The sequence below is a fragment of the Clostridium sp. C2-6-12 genome (assembly GCF_009928485.1).
Classification (GTDB): Bacteria; Bacillota; Clostridia; order Clostridiales; family Clostridiaceae; genus Clostridium.
The window spans coordinates 34846-57735 of the sequence record NZ_JAABNP010000037.1; the positions used below are offsets into that span (position 1 = coordinate 34846).

General features: G+C 27.5%; 22 protein-coding genes. 8 read left to right on the forward strand and 14 right to left on the reverse strand.

Features of this window, described 5'->3' with window-relative positions; translation table 11 throughout:
- Window positions 1–54: 54 nt before the first annotated feature.
- Entirely contained in the window at window positions 55–888 is an 834-nt protein-coding gene (locus GXK56_RS22880) for a PHP domain-containing protein (RefSeq protein WP_160691792.1), read from the reverse strand.
- Window positions 889–1158: 270 nt separating this feature from the next.
- Here GXK56_RS22880 and GXK56_RS22885 point away from each other — a divergent pair, with 270 nt between their 5' ends.
- Both GXK56_RS22885 and GXK56_RS22890 read left to right on the forward strand, forming a co-directional pair.
- A complete protein-coding gene (locus GXK56_RS22885) occupies window positions 1159–1653 on the forward strand; it encodes a sigma-70 family RNA polymerase sigma factor (protein ID WP_160691794.1) in 495 nt (164 codons plus the stop codon).
- Entirely contained in the window at window positions 1640–3112 is a 1473-nt protein-coding gene (locus GXK56_RS22890; protein WP_160691796.1) for a hypothetical protein, read from the forward strand. Before GXK56_RS22885 ends, GXK56_RS22890 begins: the two co-directional genes overlap by 14 nt.
- A 118-nt stretch (window positions 3113–3230) precedes the next feature.
- Here GXK56_RS22890 and GXK56_RS22895 read toward each other — a convergent pair whose 3' ends face one another.
- Genes GXK56_RS22895 through GXK56_RS22915 form a run of 5 tightly spaced genes read right to left on the reverse strand, consistent with a single transcriptional unit; the run spans window position 3231 to window position 6789 of the window.
- A complete protein-coding gene (locus GXK56_RS22895) occupies window positions 3231–4943 on the reverse strand; it encodes a diguanylate cyclase (protein ID WP_160691798.1) in 1713 nt (570 codons plus the stop codon).
- A 55-nt stretch (window positions 4944–4998) separates the two neighbouring features.
- Window positions 4999–5124, reverse strand: coding sequence for a cyclic lactone autoinducer peptide (locus GXK56_RS22900; RefSeq protein WP_160691800.1), 126 nt, complete (start codon window positions 5122–5124; stop codon window positions 4999–5001).
- A gap of 24 nt (window positions 5125–5148) precedes the next feature.
- Window positions 5149–5781: an accessory gene regulator B family protein gene (locus GXK56_RS22905; protein ID WP_160691802.1), complete on the reverse strand. Its 633-nt coding sequence runs from the start codon at window positions 5779–5781 to the stop codon at window positions 5149–5151.
- Window positions 5774–6235 (reverse strand): hypothetical protein, encoded by a 462-nt coding sequence (locus tag GXK56_RS22910; RefSeq protein ID WP_160691804.1) that lies wholly within the window; start codon window positions 6233–6235, stop codon window positions 5774–5776. The genes GXK56_RS22905 and GXK56_RS22910 overlap by 8 nt, the downstream gene beginning before the upstream one ends.
- A complete protein-coding gene (locus tag GXK56_RS22915) occupies window positions 6229–6789 on the reverse strand; it encodes a DUF5317 family protein (RefSeq protein WP_160691834.1) in 561 nt (186 codons plus the stop codon). The genes GXK56_RS22910 and GXK56_RS22915 overlap by 7 nt, the downstream gene beginning before the upstream one ends.
- 361 nt (window positions 6790–7150) lie before the next feature.
- Here GXK56_RS22915 and GXK56_RS22920 point away from each other — a divergent pair, with 361 nt between their 5' ends.
- Window positions 7151–7957, forward strand: coding sequence for a MerR family transcriptional regulator (locus GXK56_RS22920; protein ID WP_160691806.1), 807 nt, complete (start codon window positions 7151–7153; stop codon window positions 7955–7957).
- Between the two features lie 234 nt (window positions 7958–8191).
- On the opposite strand, the gene GXK56_RS22925 is transcribed toward GXK56_RS22920, so the two are convergent.
- On the reverse strand, window positions 8192–8731 hold the full coding sequence (locus GXK56_RS22925; protein ID WP_160691808.1) for a cysteine hydrolase family protein: 540 nt from the start codon (window positions 8729–8731) through the stop codon (window positions 8192–8194).
- A gap of 119 nt (window positions 8732–8850) precedes the next feature.
- A complete protein-coding gene (locus GXK56_RS22930; protein ID WP_160691810.1) occupies window positions 8851–9396 on the reverse strand; it encodes a cysteine hydrolase family protein in 546 nt (181 codons plus the stop codon).
- Window positions 9397–9530: 134 nt separating this feature from the next.
- On the opposite strand from GXK56_RS22930, the gene GXK56_RS22935 reads away from it, so the two are divergent.
- On the forward strand, window positions 9531–9944 hold the full coding sequence (locus GXK56_RS22935) for an Lrp/AsnC family transcriptional regulator (protein ID WP_160691812.1): 414 nt from the start codon (window positions 9531–9533) through the stop codon (window positions 9942–9944).
- 81 nt (window positions 9945–10025) lie between these two features.
- Here the strand turns inward: GXK56_RS22935 and GXK56_RS22940 are convergent, their stop codons facing one another.
- From GXK56_RS22940 to GXK56_RS22960, 5 genes are all read right to left on the reverse strand, one after another.
- Entirely contained in the window at window positions 10026–12047 is a 2022-nt protein-coding gene (locus tag GXK56_RS22940) for a M13 family metallopeptidase (protein WP_202127932.1), read from the reverse strand.
- Between the two features lie 197 nt (window positions 12048–12244).
- Window positions 12245–13885 carry a hypothetical protein gene (locus tag GXK56_RS22945; RefSeq protein ID WP_160691814.1) on the reverse strand — a complete coding sequence of 547 codons (1641 nt, stop codon included), beginning with the start codon at window positions 13883–13885 and terminating at the stop codon, window positions 12245–12247.
- Window positions 13878–14603: an ABC transporter ATP-binding protein gene (locus tag GXK56_RS22950; RefSeq protein ID WP_160691816.1), complete on the reverse strand. Its 726-nt coding sequence runs from the start codon at window positions 14601–14603 to the stop codon at window positions 13878–13880. The genes GXK56_RS22945 and GXK56_RS22950 overlap by 8 nt, the downstream gene beginning before the upstream one ends.
- A gap of 209 nt (window positions 14604–14812) precedes the next feature.
- Window positions 14813–15838, reverse strand: coding sequence for a radical SAM protein (locus GXK56_RS22955; RefSeq protein ID WP_160691818.1), 1026 nt, complete (start codon window positions 15836–15838; stop codon window positions 14813–14815).
- Window positions 15839–15840: 2 nt separating this feature from the next.
- Window positions 15841–16803 (reverse strand): hypothetical protein, encoded by a 963-nt coding sequence (locus GXK56_RS22960; protein WP_160691820.1) that lies wholly within the window; start codon window positions 16801–16803, stop codon window positions 15841–15843.
- A 169-nt stretch (window positions 16804–16972) separates the two neighbouring features.
- Here GXK56_RS22960 and GXK56_RS22965 point away from each other — a divergent pair, with 169 nt between their 5' ends.
- Together GXK56_RS22965 and GXK56_RS22970 are read left to right on the forward strand one after the other, a co-directional pair.
- Window positions 16973–17539 carry a hypothetical protein gene (locus GXK56_RS22965; RefSeq protein WP_160691822.1) on the forward strand — a complete coding sequence of 189 codons (567 nt, stop codon included), beginning with the start codon at window positions 16973–16975 and terminating at the stop codon, window positions 17537–17539.
- Between the two features lie 18 nt (window positions 17540–17557).
- A complete protein-coding gene (locus GXK56_RS22970) occupies window positions 17558–18088 on the forward strand; it encodes a hypothetical protein (protein WP_160691824.1) in 531 nt (176 codons plus the stop codon).
- 68 nt (window positions 18089–18156) lie between these two features.
- Here the strand turns inward: GXK56_RS22970 and GXK56_RS22975 are convergent, their stop codons facing one another.
- The gene (locus GXK56_RS22975; protein ID WP_160691826.1) at window positions 18157–19995 is read right to left on the reverse strand and encodes a hypothetical protein; all 1839 of its coding nucleotides are present in this window, start codon (window positions 19993–19995) and stop codon (window positions 18157–18159) included.
- Between the two features lie 387 nt (window positions 19996–20382).
- Here GXK56_RS22975 and GXK56_RS22980 point away from each other — a divergent pair, with 387 nt between their 5' ends.
- Window positions 20383–21060 (forward strand): response regulator transcription factor, encoded by a 678-nt coding sequence (locus tag GXK56_RS22980; RefSeq protein ID WP_160691828.1) that lies wholly within the window; start codon window positions 20383–20385, stop codon window positions 21058–21060.
- A complete protein-coding gene (locus tag GXK56_RS22985; RefSeq protein WP_160691830.1) occupies window positions 21057–22310 on the forward strand; it encodes a HAMP domain-containing sensor histidine kinase in 1254 nt (417 codons plus the stop codon). The genes GXK56_RS22980 and GXK56_RS22985 overlap by 4 nt, the downstream gene beginning before the upstream one ends.
- The last annotated feature ends 580 nt before the right edge of the window (window positions 22311–22890 follow it).

Here is a 22890-nt window from a genome sequence, read left to right on the forward strand (position 1 = left end):
TATATAAATTTTACATAAGTTGGGATTTGTGGCTTTTATTGTGTTTTGTGCTTTTTATTTACTTTGAATAAGCTTAAGAAGTTTTTCTATATTTTCACTATCTAAAGCTATATCTCCTATATTTGAATGACCAGCTGTATCGAAATCATGAAAGTCTGATCCTCCAGTAATTAATAAATTCTTTTCCTTGGAAAGCTTAATATATTTATCAGTATCTTCTTGTGAATTTAACCCATAAATAGCTTCAATACCATCAAATTCATAGTCATTTAATAAATCTTCTATCTTTGTTTTCTTAATTAAAATTGGATGAGCCATAACTGCTACTGCATTATTATTTTTAAGCAAATCAATACCTTCCTGTACAGAAAGAATTGAACTTGGAATATATGCAGGACTGTCATTTCCTAAATATTTATTAAAAACAGCTTGAACACTAGTTTCATAACCTGCATTAATAATTTCCTTTGCAATATGAAGTCTGCCTATCATTCCTTTTACTTTTGAAAGCAATTCATCACCATCAATTTCTATATTAAAATATTCTTTTAATCTGCTTACAATTGCTTTACATCTATTAATTCTATCCTGCTCTTTATTCTTAGAAAATTCAATCATTTCTTTTCTGTTGCAATCTTCATCTTTAAAATATCCTAATATGTGAACATCTTCTCCATTATGCTTTGTAGATATTTCAATTCCAGTTACTACCTTTAAACCTATTTGTTTTCCATATTCAATGGCTTCCATGCAGCCTTCTAATGTATCATGATCAGTTAAAGCTATTATATCGTAGTTTTCTTTTTTATATAAATCCAAAAGTTCTTTAATTCCATATTTACCATCTGAATAATTTGAGTGAAGGTGAAAATCTCCTCTTTTAAACATATATGTATTCCTCCTTTTGTTTAATTCAATTAATGTATTGTATCACATTTACAGTTTAGATTTTAATATTCTTTATGTTTTTGTTCAAGGTTATTTTTTATGATATTCTAAAATAAGAGATTTAATTTTGATCTAGTACTTATTATTTATAGAAATATTGTCATTAATAATGGTAATAATCATAATTTTACCTATAAATAAAAAATTTCTTACTTTATGCAAAATATTAACCTATTGGGTCGTATTCATATTGTAAAGGAGGTTAATTTAATGAATGAAATTTACGGTACCGAAAACTATATTCATTATCTTATAGAAACATACTCTGATATGCTTATCAGAATAACATATTCATATATGAAAAATCTAAGTGATGCTGAAGATATTACTCAAGAAGTATTTATTAAAATTCTTGAGAAGAAGCCAAGCTTTGAAACAGAAAACCATGAAAAAGCCTGGTTAATAAGGTGTTCTATTAATTTATGTAAGGACAGGCTTAAATCTTCATATTATAAAAACACCACTTCACTAGAGGATGATTTTATAGAAATTACACCAGAAGATAATTATGTAATACAAGCAGTCTTAAATTTACCTTTAAAATATAGAAGTATAGTTTTGCTATATTATTATGAAGGCTATAGCATTGCAGAAATATCAAATATTTTAAACTTAAAAGAAGCTACTGTTGGTTCACAACTTAGTCGGGCCAGGCAAAAACTAAAAACTATACTTAAGGAGGATTTTGAATATGAATACAATTAAGAATTCTTTTTCAAATATAAAAGCAAGTGATGAATTTAAAGACAAGCTATTTAAAGAATTACAAGCAGTATCCATGGAACAAAAACATTCTATCAACGATAATATTAGTAACTCAAAAGTTCTTAATCCATCCAATAATAAAAGAGAGTCTTTAAGTTATATAAAAATATATTACAAACAATACATAGCTGCTACAGCTATTTTTTGCGTGCTTATAGGAATAGTTGGTTCTAAATTAGCGCTTATTGGAGTTCAAAAAGAAAGTGAAACCTCAGAAATTATTGCATATGAGCCACAAACAGAACCTGCTACTGGAAAGGATCATATAGCTATAAACAGCTCTGAAAATAATGACAAATATGAAGAATCCAAAACTGAACCTTCATATAAAAATATAGATGCTGTCCTTAAAAATAATAATGGTGATTTAGAAAATGAAAGGAGCTCTAAATCATATGTTAAGGGTGAAGCAATCATAAATAACACTGTAGAAAGCAAAAATTCCTCTACAACTATAAAAGAAAATATTAATGATAACAAATCAATTACAGATTCAGATAAAAAAATAGCTAAAACCGATACAACATTAAAAACAGATGAAGCTGCACTGGAAAATGCTAAAGCTAGTTCCTCTGACTTAGCAACAATAGCTAATTACCCAGAAACTCATAAGGATGCTCCTCCTTTAACTAGAAGTATTAAAGAAAATATTAATTTAGATGAAACTGCTTCTATAAGTTCAATAAATATACCTAAATATGAGCTGCCTAAAACTGTTACTTATGCAGCTAAAAAAATGATGCCCCTAATAATATATAAAGGCAATATTTATCTTCATTCAAATGTAAATTTAGATTCTAAAGATGTTAAAAATATATTAGGCAAAAAACTTGGAACAACACAAAACTCCATAGATGAATGGAATTCTGAAAAGAACAATTCTATTGACTTAGCTTCTAATATAGGAATAACTGATGTCTATACCGTTAATGGTTATGATGAAGGTTTTAGACTTATGACTAATTACAAAAGCGAGGATGGAACAAATACGGCTGATATATATGAATGCTTGAATGGTATTACAATTTCAAATGGAAATGACATTTTATCAAAGCTTAATCTTAAGGATAATATATCAATTGCAAAATTTGAATCATATAGTGATTGGAATAATGGAACTAACATTTATCATAAAATAGACAATATTAATTTGATAAATGATTTACTTAATGAAATAGAAAAAGGAACTCCTTATCTTCCTGAAAATATAGAAGACTCTTTAGGCGATTATAGAAATGATAATGAGTGTAAAGAACTTTCTTTTGATTTAAAAGATGGAACAAAAAATATAACTTTCACTATATTAAAAAGTGGATATGTATATTATGGATACCCTAAAATTTACTTTAAAATAGATAGTAATTTTACTAAGGAATTTTGGAATAAAATAAATTCTTAAAATTACTATGTTGAATTTCACTGTAAGTTCAACTTAAACTTACTATATCTCTAAATAAAAAGTACCCTAGTAAATTTAGAAAAGTTCACTAGAGTACTATTTTTAATTTAAAACATTATTAATAATTAGTATTTATATTTTCTATGAAGGATATTCCATCATTACTTGTAACTACCTCAGCGAAAGCTTTTGCTATGTCTGGATCAAATTGAGTTCCACTACACTTTAGTATTTCTTTGACACCCTCTTCATAAGTCTTTCTATTATTATAAGGCCTATTTGAAGTCATAGCATCAAAACTGTCCACAACTGTAAGTATTCTTGCAAGATATGGTATTTCTTCGCCCTTCAGCCCATTAGGATATCCATTTCCATCATATCTTTCATGGTGGCTAATGATCAATGGAATAACTTCCTGTAAGGATTTCACTGATTTTATTATTTCAACTCCGTTAGCTGGATGCTGCTTAAGTTCTCCCCATTCTTCATTTGTAAGATTCATTTTTTTCATTAAAATTTCTTTGCTGATATTAATTTTACCAATGTCATGTATGTATGCACCATAAGTTAAAATTTCTTTATCTTTTTCATTCAATCCAAGCTTCTCTGCTAAAATCTTACTATAAATAACAACTCTTTCAACATGACCATAGGTATATCTATCTTTTGCATTTATTACGCTAATTAAAGTCTTAATTGATGCAACAAGTTCAACATCTTTTTCTTCGATGTTATTTTCAATTTTATCTAAAATAGATTTATATGCTTCAACCCTGTTTTTATTAAAAAATTTTGCTCTATATAACGCATCATCAGCACTTTTAATTAATTCAATTTCATTTTTAGCTTTATCCGGGAAAACAGATACCCCTATTGATGCAGTTATTTTGCCATTAGGCTGATTTTCTTCACCTTCAAAATGAGTAATTTCAATTTTTCTTCTAAGCTTCTCTGCTAAATTAATAGCAGTTTCCTCATTAGTATCAGGTAATATTATTGCAAATTCTTCTCCGCCATATCTTGCAGCAATATCTTCCTTTCTTGAATCTTCTTTGATTAATTCTCCAAATTTTTTTAATACATAATCACCTTTTTGATGCCCAAAGGTATCATTATATAGTTTAAAATAATCTATATCTATAAAAATCATTGAAACAGGCTTATTATTCATTTCTCCAATTTTAACTTTCTCAATTAATGAATCATAAAAATATCTATGATTATATAGTTCGGTAAGTCCATCAATATTAACTAAATTCTCCAACATAACTATATGCTGACCTTCTACCTTTACATAAAAGCCAAGAGGCCATGCAGTTAATATAAATATTCCTGCTAAAATCAAGTCATTTTCAAAATAAGTATTTATTATTAAATTAGGAGCCATAATAATATCCATAACTAAAATTATAATTGATGACATTACAGAAACAATAATCCCTTGTTTCATTCCCGATTTAATCGTTGTTGTTATTATAATAAATAAATACATAAATTTATATTGACTTTGATTTGCCCCAAATAAAAATATAATAGCCGTAAATATTGCAGTAAATACTATAATTTCAATAACATCAAATATATGCCCGTATAAATTTCTAATTCTATTTTTTGTTGAAAAACTCCAAACAAAATATACTAAAATCAATATCATTAGTGGAACAAATAAAAAAGCGTATTCATATTGAACTCTAGATTTTACTACAACTAAATTAGCATCTTTTACGAAATCTTTACATAAAATTATACCTATAAACAATAATGATGATAATTTTACAACAGAAACTATATCATTTATTTGTTTCTGTTTATCTTGTCTTACATTTTCCATACGTTTTCCCTCACAATAATTACAACGAGACCATATAATGGTCTCATTTTATAAACTATTCATCTCTTAAGCATTTTGGCTCTTCAGGTTGGTAAACGCACCAAACGCATGCTGATGTTGCAAAAACTGAAGCAATAAGTGTTGCAATTGTAGCAATACTCATAAAAATTCTTTTTTTCATTAATCTTCCCTCCTTATATGATTATTATTTAAAGTATTTATCTAATTTCTCCATTAATACACCTGCACACTTAGTTAAAGAAAAAACTTGCCATAATATTCCCATATAAATACAATATGAATAAGATAAGGCGCTTAGATTCTTCTTATAATAAAAGTATAATAAATCTAAGAATATAATAATTAAATAAATACTCAAAATGACTATGGAATTCCTTTTTAATCTATTCCTCTTTTTATCACTCTTAATTGGCTTAGCTAGGCTATCAACAGGTGCAACTTTATATACAGTAAGGTATGACCATACAAATATTAAAACACCAATTAAAATAGTAAAACTAATATTAATATATAGTTTTTTACATATTAGCCCCATACCAATACTTATGATTGTACTAATAATTGCACATTTTCTTGGAGACGATGCATGTATTCCTCCAGAACTTTTTCTTAAGATGCTTATAGTAAATGAAACAATAAGAGCTTCTATAGTTATATTTAAAATAGCACCAAAGATTATAACTAATAATATACATATTCCAATTTGAGTAGTTGCAAATAATCCATAGTATATTACGGATTTCTTATCCTCATCTAAATTTAACTCCTTTGCAATATCATCAGAAATTTTTTTACATACACTTTCTATTCTAAACATTTTTAAGCCTATCCTTTTTTCTTAAATAATAACTCAATGTTATAATTGCAAATATTAATAATGATGGCATCCCATATATTGTTCTTATTGCTGGATTTACCATTATTGCATCTAGCTGCTCTTTAAAAATTATCTTTAATACCAGCATATTAAATAACTCAATAACAAATAAACAAATAGTTGCTATTATTGATGACTTTACTGCCAAAACAATATTTATTTTACAAATACTAATTATAATTATAGTTTCAATTATAATACTTAGTATTGTATGAACACCATAATTTATTGGTAATGACCTTATTAGATATACAGATATTGCAAATAATAAACTTGATGCAACATATCTCTTCATATTTACTCTATTTTCAGATAATGCATAACATGCAAATATAAATACAAATCCTTCTGGTATAGCTCTTAATATAAATTCAATCGCTGTCAACTTTAACATGTCATTTCCTCCTTTGCTGCTAATAAACTAATTTTCTTTATAGAATTATATAATATTATAAATACAAACACTCTAATTAAAACATCTCCAATACTTAAAATGCTATAACCCAAATCAATAAAATCAGTTAATATTTTTAGCTTCGTTTGTGAATCTCCTAATATGTGAATATCGTTTACTATATGAAATGCATCTGGTTTAACATAGCCTGTTAAATAAGATAATGTGGGATATACAGGCATATAGCCTCCATTAGCCTTTATTGCAATATCATTTAATATACCACCAAGTATCACAAAAGCAGCTCCAATTATTGAATTAATATACAAGTCATATTCAAATACTAGAAATAAATATGCACACAAATAAAAAGTTTTCAATTTTTGCATAAATTGAATAACTTCATAATTCCCAGAGAAAATCATAGCCTGTCCAATTAAATATATTACTTCAAATATAATTACTGGATAAATTGTCCATGTCTTAAATAATGGTTTTATTTTATGTTTCTTGATTTTGGCAAACAAAAACGTAACTAATATTGTTTCAAGCATCTTTCCTCCATATAATCTATCTTTAAATACTCTACACAAATAAATCATAACAGCAATTTCCATGCAATTATTAATTTGCATAACATTTGAATAAATATAAATATTTTATTAAACAATTACTATTTCATTTTAACTGTATACATTATAATACTTATTCTTGACTATTTCTACTTTTTCCATTCATTTTTTGTAATTGTATATAAATTAAAATTTTTTAATGTTAATATATAAAAGAACTGTAAATTTTTCAATGTAATAACTCAGGTTATGATGAAATATAAAAAGCTATTGACTCTCACATGGTGTGAGGTATTATTCTTAATTTGTCATTGCAATGATATTTTTTTAGGAGATGAATTTTATGTTTAAAATCGGAGATTTCTCAAAATTAACTTTAGTATCTATTCGTATGCTTAGATACTATGATGAAGTTGGACTTTTTAAGCCTGCTGAAATTGATAGTTTTACTGGATATAGGTATTATTCAGCAAAACAAATTTCAACCCTTAATCTTATAGTTTCACTTCGTGATATGGGCTTTAATGTTTCTGATATAGCAATTGCTTTAAAGGAACAATCTGATGAAAACTTAAAAGCTCTATTAAAACAAAAAGAAGTTGAAATAGAAAATACAATTAAGGCTGAAAAAGAAAAACTTAGAAAAATTAACAATGCAATTAAGAATTTAAAAAAGGAGAGAATCAATATGAATTATAATGTTTCTATAAAATCAGTACCCTCATATAAAATTATTTCTTTAAGAGATACAATACCAGCATACAATGCTGAAGGAATGCTTTGGGATAGATTAGGTAGATATATGGAGGAAAAAAGAATTTCTTGCAGCAATATTTGTTATGCTACCTATCATGATGAAGGCTACACTGAAGGACCAGTTGATGTTGAAGTTGTAATGGTAGTTGAAAAATTATTGAATGATGCTGATGGTTTTACCTTTAAAGAAAGTGAACCTATTGAAAAAGCTGCTAGTATTTTAGTTCCTGGTGAATATGAAACACTTGCTTCAGCTTATAATTTTCTTGGAAAATGGATTGAAGAAAACGGATATACCATTGCTGGTACTGCTCGTCAATTGCCTATTAAAGGACCTTGGAATGAAACAAACCCAAAAGATTATTTAACAGAAATCCAAATTCCAGTCAAATAACTTTAAATATAATTACCTGAAATAATTTAAAGAGTAGTTCTTAAAATTAACAACTAAATTTTAAGAACTACTCTATTTTTGATTGCATTAACCAATTTTTTCTTACTATTATTAGTTTATTAAATCCATAACCACTTTTATATATGGAAAAATATAAACTTTCTTAAAACCATTTATATAATCTTATTATTAAAATGTATAAAACACTGAATTTGTAACCATCATCAAATATTATTATTTATAGCTACTTATCAAATCCATAACCACTTCAAATTTTTCTAATTTAGCAAATCTATTTTTCCATATTTTAAAATTATAATATTCATATATTTCTTTTCCAGTCATATAGTCATTATCAAAGGTCGTATTTGTTCCTTCTGGAATAATCAATTTGAATCCATGTTCAAAAGCAACCTTACAAGTAGTATCTAAACAATATTCTGTCTGCATACCAACTAAAATAAGTGTATCTATATCACTCTCATTTAAGTAATCTTTTAATTCTGTATTTTTAAAGGAACTGTTAAACTTTTTAGCTACAATTTTTTCACCAGCTTTGGGAGAAATCTGATTATATACTTGCCAGCCACTTGTTCCTGCTTCAAGTTCATCTCCCTTTCCACCATCATGCTGTACATAAATTACTTCCATATTATTATTTCTGCAGTTATTTATTAATTTTTCAATATTGTTAATTGTAAATTCTTTATTATATGGATTTTCAGCAACTAATGCTTCTTGAACATCCACAACCAATAATGCTGTATTACTCATGTTATTTATCCCCCTGAACTTTTTTATATAATTTGATTTCTTATGTTATTATAATTTATGCATCTCTATTTTGCTAGAAGTATTAGTGTAAAAATGATTTAATTTACACTTTAAAATTATTATAAATTATTTATCCATTCATTAGTACTTAATACCTTACTGAACCTTAAGCTTTGTGCCATAAGTGTTCCATGATGAAGATCTTTACTGCTTATTGTTCCAACATAGTTTTTCACATCTATAGTTCCTGTAGCATCAGATAAAAACTCAACAGTATAATCTTTATGAAAGGCTTCTCTTGCTGTAGTATCACAGCACATTTGAGTCATATATCCTGTAATGACTACCCCCTCTACATTTTCTTTTTTTAATATTTCTTCTAAATCAGTTCCATGAAAGCTACTAGGTTTGTTTTTTTCAATAATATAATCATAAGGTTTCATTAAAATGTCTGAATGTATTTCCCATTCCTTTGTGCCTTTTACAAAAGTTTCTCCAGAAAGAGATGTATGCTGAACTATTATAATTGGCATATTATTTTCCTTTGCATAATCCATAGTCTTAATAATATTTGTTAAACTAATAGTTGAATCTGGATAAGTTACTTTTAATTTTCCAGTAAAATATTCATTTTGTACATCAATAACAAGTAATGCTCTTTTCATATTTATTCCACCTTTATTTTTATTGTCTATATGACTTTGTCTACATCTGTTATAATAATAGTAACTTAATTTTCAGTGGAAATGTGAAAGTGTTTCCTCAATTTCACTTTACAAATGAAAGGATTTTTTACTATATGTTTGATGAATTAGATTTAAAAATTATAGATATGCTAAAAAACAATGCAAAAACACCACTTAAAGTTATAGGTGAAAAGGTTCATTTAACGCCTCAAGCTATATCTAATAGAATTATTCGACTTCAGGATTTAGGTCTTATAACTCAATACACTATTTCAACTAATAATGCTCTCCTTGGAAAAAGTATTACTGCTTATATTACTATTTTTATGAAAACAACTAAACATGAACAATTAATAAAATTTATTAAGTCAACTTCAATCATAGACGAAGCCCATAGAATTAGTGGTGATGGTTGTTACTTGCTTAAAGTCACATGTTCTAATATGGAAGAAATAAATTATTTACTAGATAGTATTATGGAATACGGTACTTATAGATTAAATTTATCTACAAACTCTATTAAATAAATTACATAAAGCAGCGAGCATATAAATAATTTTATTAAATGAAAATTATTTATATGCTCTTTACTTTTTCATTGTCTTATTTTACCAAAGTTTTAATCTTTCTTCTGGTTTAACAAACATCTTATCATTATCTTTAATTCCATAAGTATCATAGAATTGATCAAATTGTGATAATACTGTGTTAACTCTTACTTTGTTAGGTGAATGAGTATTGTATTGTAAAATATACTCATCATATTGCTTTGTAGATACTTCACGCCACATTGAAGCGTAACCTTCAAAGAAAGCCTTATAATCAGGGTTTTGTGTTTGTTTTAATATATCTAAAGCACAAGACATTCCGCCTACATCTGCTACATTTTCTCCAACAGTAAGATTACCATCAACATTTTTACCATCATCTAGTTTTACTTGACTATAAAAATTTCTAAATTTATTTGTTTTCTCTTCAAATTTCTTATAGTCTTCTGCTGTCCACCAGTTATTTAAGTTACCATCTGCATCGAATTTAGCACCTGTATTATCAAAGGCATGGCTTATTTCATGACCTATAATAGTTCCAATAGATCCTAAATTCTTTTCTTTGCTGGCATTAGGATCATAAAATGCACCTTGCAGAATGCCTGCTGGAACTGTTACTGAGTTAGTTGTTGCATTGTAAAATGCATTTATTGTTTGTGGTGAGCATATAAATTTTGTCTTATCTACAGGTTTATTTAATTTATCTATAGCTTTATCCTGTGCAAACTTAGAAAGACTTTTAATATTTTCCCATAAAGATCCACCTTCTTCATATGATCTTATTTGCAACTTAGAATAATCTTCCCATTTATCTGGATATCCAATTTGAATATTGATCTTATTTAACTTATCAACAGCCTTCTTTTTAGTAGTATCACTCATCCAATCTATGCTATTAATTCTTTTTTCATATGTTTTAATTATTTCAGCAGTTATATTCTTAACATTTGTTTTAGTTGATTCTGCAAAATATTTTTGAATATAAATTTTACCAAAGCATTCACCTAAAGCAGCATCTACCATATTAATTGCTTTTTCATCTCTAGGAAGCTCTCCTTGTGAACCTAATAGCTGATTTTTAAATTCTGTTGCTGCTTTTTCAAAGCTTTCACCTAAAGTGCCAGCTGACATATTAATATTCATGATTTCAAGATAATCCTTTATTATTGGTAAATTTTCTTCTTTATATATTTCATTTAAAGCTTTTAACCAATTTGGATCTGTTACAATTATCTTATTAGCATTATCTACTTTATTGTTCTTTAGCATAGTTTTAAAATCTAAATTTGGTGCTAAAGCTTCAAGTTGAGCTATGGTATAAACATTATATTGCTCATCAATAGCATTATTACTTTTTGATTTTGCTTCTTTACCTTTTATTGAAGGTGCTATCATATTTTCAAACTTTAATAAATTATCTATTTTAACTTTAGCTTGTTCATTTGAATACCCACTTAAGGTTAAAATAGTTGTATAATAATTTATTCCTAAATTTTTCATTCTTGTACTATTTTCATTAGGCTTAACATAGTCATCTGGATCACCAAAGCTTAAAACTGTTGGATTAATATATAATGCATTTTTATTTGCATCCTTTAAATCAACACTTATACTAAATGGAGTTAATGTGTTATCTATTTCTGAATCATAACCTATACTTGAAATTTCCTTTAAGGATTTAATATTTCTTACTTGCTCAATTACTTTTTTTAATGGTTCAATACCTTGTTTATTTCTAGCATCCATGTTTAAAGTATTTTTATAAAGATTAATAATCTTCTTTTCATCACTATTAGCTGAATAACTATTTTCATTTTGAAGTAAATCTTTTATAATTTGCTTCTTTTGTTCAGTTAGCGTCTTGTCCACTTCTGTAACTGATGAATTTGTCATTTGGCCTGTTTCAATTTTAGCAGAGCTCATCCAATCATTATTTACAGCACGATAAAAATCATCTTGTAATCTTACAGTACTTGAGCCAGCAGAAGTAGCTTCTGCAGCCTTTACAGTAATTCCTTGTGACATTAATAATGAGCATACTAATGCACTAGCAATTAAGCCATTCTTTTTTATTCTCCCCACTTAAATATCCCCTTTACTTTTTATTTGTTAATTCTAATTTATTATACATTTTATATATTTATTTACAATTAATTTAATCTTAAATTAAACTTAAAATGTATTTTCCTATTCTTTATAGCATAAAAACGTGGATTAATATTATCATCCACGTTTTTACTTCTTGTCTAGTTACGAATATAAATATGTCTTATATTAGTCTAATACAATTCACTATATACTCTACGAGCATGTTTTACTAATCCTTTATAAAAAGCAAAGCTGCCTAAGCTTACTAATGTAATAGTTATTAAAAATATTATGAAATAATTTTTAATGATCAACGCTAATATTACAAGCAAAACTCCTTGTATAAAAATAGTAAGCATTATTAAAAGCGGCATATAGTTATTTTTAAACATTGCTTTTTCAGTTTCCCAATTTAATTTAGGTGACCTATAATCTATATACATACCAAACATAGTTACAAAGAATATTCCTGCAAATGAGGAAATTACTCCTAAAAGAAACAATATTGGGCTTGCTCCTAATAAAATTAAAATTATTGCAACTATTATAGTTCCTATTTGATTAATACATAGGGAGGAAATAATTTTTGAATATAATTGAGTCTTATAATGAACCGGAATATATTTTGATACCAAAAAGTCCCTTCCTTCTCTTGAAAGTGCAGTTGTTCCTGCTCCTCCTCCAATTACACAAACTGTCCCTGCTACAAAAGCTGCAACTATAGCAATTCCATAAATACTTGTACCTTTAGAGCTTAATAAGCTTCTAATATGATTTATCTGTCCGTTTGAAAATATGCCCATACCAAGTATTGCAGGCATATAAAGGAGCATTGCTACACAATTAATAAAAAATTGAGGTGTCCTAAATATTATCCTTATATCCCTAATAACTAAAGCTTTTATTGGTGAATTCTTTTTTGTTAACCTATCAGCTTTACCATTTTCTAAAATATTTTCTCTCTTGCTATAGGCTTCAGAAATTCCTATGATACCTTTCATATATAATTTGCCACCAACAAAATAATATATAAGAAATGCTGTGATTCCTACTAGTAACGATAGAATTATAAATAACAAACCATTAAAATTATTATTATATAATAAGCCAAAAGCTGTTAATTTATCAGTTATAAAAATACTGTTCATTACACTCAAAAGACTGTTATTTCCCTCAGACATCTTTTGAATTATATCTCCTGAATCCATACTTTTGCCCATGTTTGAATTAAAATAATTAAAACCAACAATTAATATTAATGATAAGCATCCTGATACCATTTTAAAAGCATCCTTATGCTTTGATAAATTAGTAAATCTCATAAGCACCATACAAATAAGTGATGCATATATCATTGGAATAATTGGAGTTACTACAAGTGCAATTATTCCATATAAATAATACATAATACTTGCTCTAGATTGTACACCATAAGCTATAAGTGGTAATACTAACATTCCTGTGTATATATACATATTAATCAATGCTGCAGCAAATTTACCAAATACAATTTCGCTGCTTTTAAAAGGAAGAGGTAGTATTACTTCAATATCCTCAGAAAAATAAAATACATTCATTATTGTATATATGCCAAAGAAAAATGTAATGGTAGAACCAAGTGATAGTATTAATGACAATAAAATTCCTTCCTGATTAGCAGCATGAAATGAGCCATACGCACCTACTATCATAAAAGTTATTGGAAGAGATATCATACTTACTGTGAATAACATTAATGCTATTAATAAACCAGGCTTCATCTTACTGCCAGAAAACATTTCATCAATAGCATTTCTAATAAAATACTTTGTGATTATTTTAAGCCTACTCATTTTCAGTCATCTCCAAAAACATTTCTTCTAATGATTCATTTTCCTTAAATTGAGTATGCATATCTCTTAAAGTTCCATTAAATATTAATTGCCCCTTGTTAATTATAGCTACTTTATCACATACCTTTTCTGCTACTTCAAGTACATGAGTTGAAAAAATCACAGTATTTCCTGCATCCGCATGCTCTCTCATCATTTCTTTTAAACTAAAAGCTGATTTTGGGTCTAAACCTGTCATGGGCTCATCTAAGATCCAAACCTTAGGATTATGTACCAAAACACCCATTAAAACTATTTTTTGTCTCATACCATGGGAATAGGATTGGATTTTATCACCTATTGCTGCTCCCATTTCAAATCTTTTTGATAAATCCTCTATTCTTTCCATTCTATCTTCTTTGGATACACCATAAACATCTGCCATAAAATTCAAATATTCTATTCCAGTTAACCTTAAAAACATATCTGGACTATCTGGAACATATCCAAACTGCTCCTTAGCTTTTACAGATTCTTTACTTATATCAATATTATTAATTTCTATTGTTCCATTAGTTGGTGCAATTATTCCAGTTATCATTTTTATGGTTGTGGTTTTTCCTGCACCATTTGGACCTAATAATCCATAAATTTCTCCATCTTTAATTTCTAAATTTAAATTGTCTACTGCTTTGTAAGTTCCATTGTAACTTTTAGTTACATTGCTTATATTTATCATAATTCAAGCCTCCTTTTAGGATATTATACTAGATATTTCTATTTTTAAACTTAAAATAAACTTAAATTTAATATCCTCGTTAGTATAAATTTTCAGTCAGATAATTCAATTATTTTATATCTATCCATTTTATCTAGCTTTCAAATATGCCTTATTAGCTATTTATAGTAAAAAATAAGGCTAAGCTATTTGCTTCTTAACCTTAAAATTTATTTATCTTCACTTTTTAAAATGCACCCATAATCACCATTACTATAATCACCATAGACACCATAAGCTATACATTTTGCTCCACCATTACATATTCCTAAAAATTTGCACCCACTGCAACCCTTTGGGATTTCTTTAATTTTTCTAATATTTTTAAATACTTCCGAATTAAGATATATGTCTTTTAAAGAAGATCCTTTTATATTTCCAGCTATAATAGGTAATCTTCTACATGGCATTACATCTCCATTTTCAAGCAAAATAATAAGGCCATCCCCTGCGCTGCATTTGTAAGAATGACTTACCCCGTTTAAAAATTGAAGACTTCTTTCTCCTGATATTTTAGTTTTTGAAAATATATTAAATAAGTTGTTTTGTTCTTTACGAATTATATTTATATATTCTACTACTTGATCTTTGCTTAAAGTTTTAACTTCACCAGTATTTCCAGCACCAATTGGAACCATTCTATCTGTCCAAACCTTTGAAGCTTTATATTTCTTTGCAATCCTTACCACCTTACTAAACTCTTTATAATTTTTATCATTTGCTGTAAAAGAAACTAATGAATATATATTATATTTTTTTAGTAATTTTAAAGCTTTTACAACTTCATTATAAGAATTTTTGCCTCTTATTTTATCATGTGTTTCTTTACTTCCATCTAAGCTTACTTGTACAATTCTTGGCTTATAATACTTTAGTCTTTTTACTACCTCTTCATTTAAAAGAGAGCCATTAGTCAAAACTCCAAAATCAAAATGCTTATTATATTCTTTAAAAACATCCAATAGCTCCCATATATCTTCCCTTATAAAAGGTTCTCCTCCAGTTATATTTATTTGTCCCTTAGTATTTAGATTATTCATCATATTATATTCATGTAAAAGTTCTAAATATTGAGCTACTACTTCTTTCAAGTTGTTTATAGTAAATTCTTTTCCATTATAATCCCCTTGGTAACAATGACTGCACCTTTTGTTGCACCTATTCGTAATATGCCATTGCATAATTAATTTTTTCAAAATTAATCTCCTCCACCACAGCCGCCACATGAAGAACAAGAAGAGCAAGATGAACCACTTGATGAATCTGAGGAGCAGGATGAACACGATGAACCTCCCGAAGAATCTGATGTATTTGATGAATCTGATGAACAAGATGAACAAGAACTGTTGTAAATATCAAAATCATTATTGGATACAGCAGCACTTTGCCTTAAAGTTTCCACTCCCAAAAAATACTCCCAAGTACTACCAAGCAAAAAGCCATACATTAAATAATTGTAATTATAATCATCACTTTCTTTAGTTTCATTTTTCATAGATTCGTAGTGCTTTTCAAAAGAATTCATAGATGCTCTGCCTTTACAAGTTAATCTTTGATTAATTGGTTGAGCAAAAAATATTTTAGCTAAAATAATAATTATGACGATTTCCATGAACAGAACATTTACTGGCATACCACTTGCAATTCCGCCAACAAATCTCCATATACCTGGAATCAATATAATTATTAAACTTAAATTAGCAAATTTCTTTTTATTTTTGATTATTTCAGAGTTAGTTAGCAATCCGTCTGTTTTTAAATCACTACTAATATTTTCATAGTACAATTTAAAATAACTTTCCACTACCATACTTTCTTTAAAATCTTTTGGCGCAAATTTTTCTAAATATAAGTTATAAACCTGCTGCTCTACATCTGATAAATATATTTGAACATCTTTATTTACATAAAAACATTTATCTTCTTCATCTTTAATCAATACTCCCCTGGCATAGAGCTTATAAGTAAAATAATAAAACATATCTTTTAAATTATATTCATTTTTCAAAACATAATATTTATCTTCATCCAAGGGTGCAATTATATAATTTTTATCATCATAATTATTGAGTTTTGACAAGATATATATTAATGCTATTGCTGCAAACATAATATACAAAAACAAGAATTCCTTGCCGTTTATAAATGGTAAAAACCTCATTTCTATTCTCCTATCTAATATAAATTATCATTTTAATAATACCACTAATTAACATCTTATCATATACCTTTTAACAAATACATATATTCTTAAATTATGTAAAGTAATGTAAATATATTACGATAATTGAATTGTAATATAATTCAACTTATTGAAAGAAGGAGTTAAAATGGAAATTAAGACAAGGCAAATAAATACTCAAAACTATGACTCTACTGGGAAAAAAATATTTGAAAACAACAAAGCGAACTCCTTTAGTTCACTTCTTGATAAGGTTATGAGTAGTTCAAATGACAAAAAAACTGTAGGAGAAATTAACGATGTAACTGATCCACAAAATAAGACATTAGCTATTAAAGCTAAAATAGATAAATTGCCTAAAAAAAATAAAGATGATGTTTTATTTTCAATAAAAGAATTAAATAAAATGTTTGGCATAGATATTTTAGGTCAAAATGGTAAATATATAAAAGACGATTTAACAATAGATTTTCAAGGACTATTACATGATTATGGCGACGAAATATCACCTTCAAGTTTTGGAGATCTAGTCAGACATGTTAATAAATTATATGAAAATGGCTTAGTTAATGATGAAAATTACTTTGCTACTCTTAAATGGATTGCTACAAAACAAAAAATTGGACAAGTAAAAGTTGCCAATGAAGAAAACAAGAAAAAAGCTTTTGATACAATATTTAAAACTAATGAGGATAAAGATTTTATATTAAAATAATGAAGGAGTTGTTAATAAGTGGAACTCAAAATAGATAATAAAAATAATACAGACTATAGCTTATCTGCTCAAAAAGTAAATAATAGCAATGGTATAAGCTTTTCAGAAACACTCAAGGAGGTTAGTAAATCCTATTTTGATATTAAAAAGGATTTAGAAAATGGTAAAAAAATAAATGCACCAATAATTGATAATTTACCCAAAAATCAAAGAAGCGAGGCTTTGGATGCAATAGATAAATTAGATAAAATTTTTGATATAGATATTTTAGGCAATCCTGACCAATTTATAAGAGCTGATGATACAATAAATGTGCCTAGAATATTATCTGAATATGGAGGTAATGTTACATCCTTTGAACTTAATGATTTATCAGACTCTATTAATAAATTATATGAGTGTGGTTTAATTTCAAATGAAGATTATTTTTCAACCTTAAAATGGATAGCAACTCAAAAAGAAGCTACTAGAATAAAAATGACTAATGAAAAAAATTATGGTAATTTAGTAGATGCTCATAATGATATTACTAAAAATAAAGTTATTTAATAATTTGTATCAGGTGGAATTCACTATGTTTTATAGCTTTGAATTCCACCTACTATTTTAAAAAGTATTTATTGAAGAGGTTTTAATATTCCGCCACCGCTTAATGTAATAGTCTTTCCACCTAACCAGCTGTTAGCAGTATTAGATGCATCATAATAAATTGTATTTCCATTATCTTTAATATTTGATAAAGCTGCATCTTCATCAGTCAACACAGTTATATATGAAGTTCCTGTCACTGTCCAAGTAGATGTCTTATCTAATGCTACTGTAATAGATTTTGCAGCTTTTCCATTATTAATTGTGCTTGTTAATGAAGAGTTATTTTTTAAGTTTAAGGTTATTGTACTAATATTATCACAAGTTATTGCACCTTCAATTGTTTGACTGTCGGCATTTAACGTAACATTTCCACCATTTGAACCTTGATTTCCCCATCTTGAAGTAGCTGCTGCATTTAATAATACTCCTGAACTATTTTTTAAGGTAGCTCCCTTTAAATTAATTTCAGAATCAGTATTTGTAATAAAGAATAGCGCACCTTCTACTGATGTAAGAGTTCCACCTGTCATGTTAAAGTAACTAGTTCCAACACCTGAATCACCTGACATACTTTGATAAAGCATAACGCCATTTTTCTTATCTCCAGAAATTGTACAATTATTTAATGTAATTGAATTCTTTCCTTCAACAACTGCTGCTTCTGAACCTGTAGCAGTAAGTGTTGAATCCTTTGCTGTAATATTTCCTGTTGAATAAATTGCTGGTGAATCTGTTCCTGTCGTTTTAACCGTTCCATCTGTTAAATGCACAGTTCCTTCACCTCTGTCCGTCGCAAGCCCTGCACAATGTGTTCCTTGAGTGTTTACCTTTGTATTTTTAGCTATTATGGTTCCATTATAAGTTGCATCTAATCCTCTTGAAGAATTTTGGGTTGTATTAATAGTTACATTTGAAACATTTATTATAGAAGCATCACCAGTTGCAAAAATTCCATTTGAACCTTCTGAATCTGTGTTAATTGTACTGTCAGTGATTGTAATATTGCTAGTCCCTGCTGCAACAACTCCACTATTTACTCCATAGAAGTTACATTCATCTTCAGAAGTTGTATCTCCTGATTTATTAATAGTTGCTCCTGAAATCTTTATATTTCCGCTATTAGCTGCTAATACTCCATTTTGATCCGCTGCATTTGCTGTGATTTTTTCATTTGTAGAAGTTTTAGTTTCGCCATTTGCTGAATATGCTCCTTTTAATGTAAGCTTACCAGTTTGAGCTCCTCCAGTGTATGTAGTATTATTAGACTTTACTGTAACCCCTGAAACATTTCCAGTACTATCATAATCTACACTTAAAATTTCACCTATAGTTATATCAACTAAAGTACCTGCTATAGTTTTACTACCTTTTGTAACTGAAATAATACCTTCATTTTTAATTTCAATAATCTTTTCTTCTCCATTTGTTTTAAAAGTTGTTGTACTTGAATTTCCCATTCCTGGTGCTCCACCGCCTTCTGGCATTTCTGTAGGTGTTTCGCTATTATCTCCAGTGCCTTGACCATTTCCTGATTGATCTCCAGCTGGTTTTTCAGGTGGTGCTGAATTGCTGTTTTGAGTATTTCCTTCTCCTGATGGCTTCTCTGGCGGAGCAGAATTCTGTCCTTGCCCATTTGATGTATTTGAATTTGTTATAGTAACTTCCTCACCTAAAGAAATAGTTATTTTGCTTCCATCAATTCCTTTTACTTTTCCAAGTATTGTAGTACTTTTACTTTGTTCTGCTGATACAGTCGTAGCCACCTCAGCACTTGCAGCCTTATTTGTACATCCAACAAAAGTACTTCCTATTACAAAAGTTGCAACTAAAACTGCTATAATCTTGTTATATTTTTTTCTTATCATATTAATTCCCTCTTCCTATAATATTTTTATCAACATTGATACAATCTTAAATCAATGTCCCTGAAGAACTTGTAGCTCTTATTTCTAATTTTTATTTGTTTTGTTCATGTCTGTATTGTAATACACAAACCTTAAATTAGTCTTAAAGAAACATTTCAGGTTAATTTAAGGAAACTGTGCTAAAATTAAAATACATATATAATGATAAAAAATGAATAATGAATGGTGAATGATTAAGTAAGAAAATCCTACAAGTTTTTCTGAAATAAATTTAAAAATATTCTTTAAGAATATCCTCCTAAATCATTCATTATTAATTACACAAAATCTCATGAATAAAAACTAACCCACGAGTTAATTTATATACAAGAAATGAGGTAAAACCATATGAGAATACTTATAGTTGATGATGAAATTAGATTAGCCGAAGCCTTAGGCCAAATAATGACACAAAATAAATATATTGCTGATATAGTTAATGATGGTGAAGCAGGATATGATTATGCAATGAGTGGCATTTATGATGTTATTATATTAGATGTGATGCTTCCTAAAATGAATGGTTTTGATATAGTTCGTAAAATGCGTGAAAATAATGAAAAAACACCTGTGATATTATTAACTGCAAAAGATGAAATTGCTGATAAGGTAACTGGACTTGATTGCGGTGCAGATGATTATTTAACAAAACCTTTTTCACCTGAAGAATTGCTTGCAAGAGTTAGAGCTTTATCAAGAAGACAAGGTGAAATAGTTTCAAATGAACTTAAATTTGGTGATTTAATTTTAAATCAATCTGCAAATACACTTTTTTGTAATAGCAAATCAATACGCTTAGGTTTAAAGGAATTTGAAATCTTAAGATTATTAATGTCTAATCCAACTAGTATTGTCACTAAAGAAGATTTGATATTAAAGGTTTGGGGTTCTGATTCTAATGCTGAAGATAATAATGTAGAAGTATATATTTCATTTTTAAGAAAGAAGTTTTTCTTTTTAGGTTCAACTGTCACAATAGAAACAGTTAGAAAAATTGGATATCATTTAGGAGATAATATAAAATGATTAATAAATTAAAAAAGAAGTTCGTCTTTATTAACATGATATTAATTAGTATTATTCTTATTTTTACTTTTGGAGCTGTGTACATTTCTACCAGCAATAGGCTTGTAAGAGAAAGTAATGATATGCTTCAAAAAACCATTGAGCAGGAAAATGAAATATTTAAGAAACAAATTAATATCGGAGAACAAAATATTGCTTCTCCCCCACCACAACCACAAATTATTTCTTTTGCAGTTCAATTAGATAAAAACAATAATATAACTAACGTATATTATAACAATATAGATAAATCCGATACTGTGACCTTAAATAACTTAGTAAATTCTGCTTTAGCAAATAAAAATTTAAAAGGAATAATTCAAAATGAAAACTTCCGATTTCTAAAATATCCGAATGAAAAGGGTATGAAAATTGCTTTTACTGATAGAAGTTTAGAAATAAACACTTTAAATTCTTTATTAAAAACCTTTATATTAGTTGGATTTGGAAGTTTAACTGCCTTTTTTCTTGTTAGCTTATATTTAGCAAATTGGGCAGTTAAGCCTATAAAAAAATCATGGGAACAGCAAAGACAATTTGTAGCAGATGCTTCCCATGAATTGAAAACTCCACTAACCGTTATATTGGCTAATACTGATATTATTTTATCACATAAAGATGATACTATATCTAATCAAGTTAAATGGATTAATTACATTAAAGCTGAAGGAGAAAGAATGACTACTTTGGTTAATGATCTTTTATTCTTAGCAAAATCTGATGCTAACAGAAATGCTCTTACATTTTCTAAAGTAAATTTTAGTGATATTATTTGGAACTGTGTTCTTCCTTTTGAATCAGTTGCTTTTGAGGAGGAAAAGTTAATTGAAAGTGAAATAACTCCAGACCTTTATATAAATGGAGATGATAATAGATTAAAGCAATTAGTATGTATCCTTATTGATAATGCAATAAAATATTCAAAGGAAAACGGTACTATAAAAGTAATTTTAACTAAAAATCAAGATAAAGCTACACTATCAATTAATAATGAAGGTGAACCTATTCCAAAAGAAAAAATCCCATATATTTTTGAACGCTTTTATCGAATTGATGAATCAAGGGCAAGAAAAAAAGACGGTTACGGTTTAGGACTTGCTATTGGAAAGACAATTGTAGATTCACATAATGGTAAGATAGCTGTTAAAAGCTCTAAAGCTGAAGGTACTACTTTTGCTATAACTTTTTATTTAGTCAAAAAAAATGCATAAGTTTTTATCTTAAAAATATTTATGGTAATATTGTTTGAAATATATGCATAGCCATATGAAAATAAATTATAAAAATATATGCAAAAACTAGCTTAATTTATAAAAGCTAGCTTTTTTTATAATAAATTTCAATTAATTCCCTTATGTCCTTTTCATCATCTACTACTAACACTGTATTTTTCTCCATGAATTACAACTCCCATCTTAACCATTAATCACTATTTATTCTAAATTATACTGATTTACTGTAACATTATATTATATATTATTGTTCAAAGCTATTTTGAATCTTTAGTATTAATAGTATTTACTACAAATAATAATTTTCTATAATTTCCGCCTCCAATACTTAAGCTATTGCATAAAAAGTTATTTCATTATTATATTTTGGAATTTTTACAACCATTTATATTTTTACCTCCTTTATATTTTTTAAATTTCTATGTTACTTATTATAAAAACTATTTTTAAAGAAACATTTAGGAGAATTATGAAGATTTGATGAAGGTAGTTAATAAGATTAAAAGTAAGCGTAAAAAAATTAACGCATAGAAAATGCAAGCCTCCATTGTTAAAATTA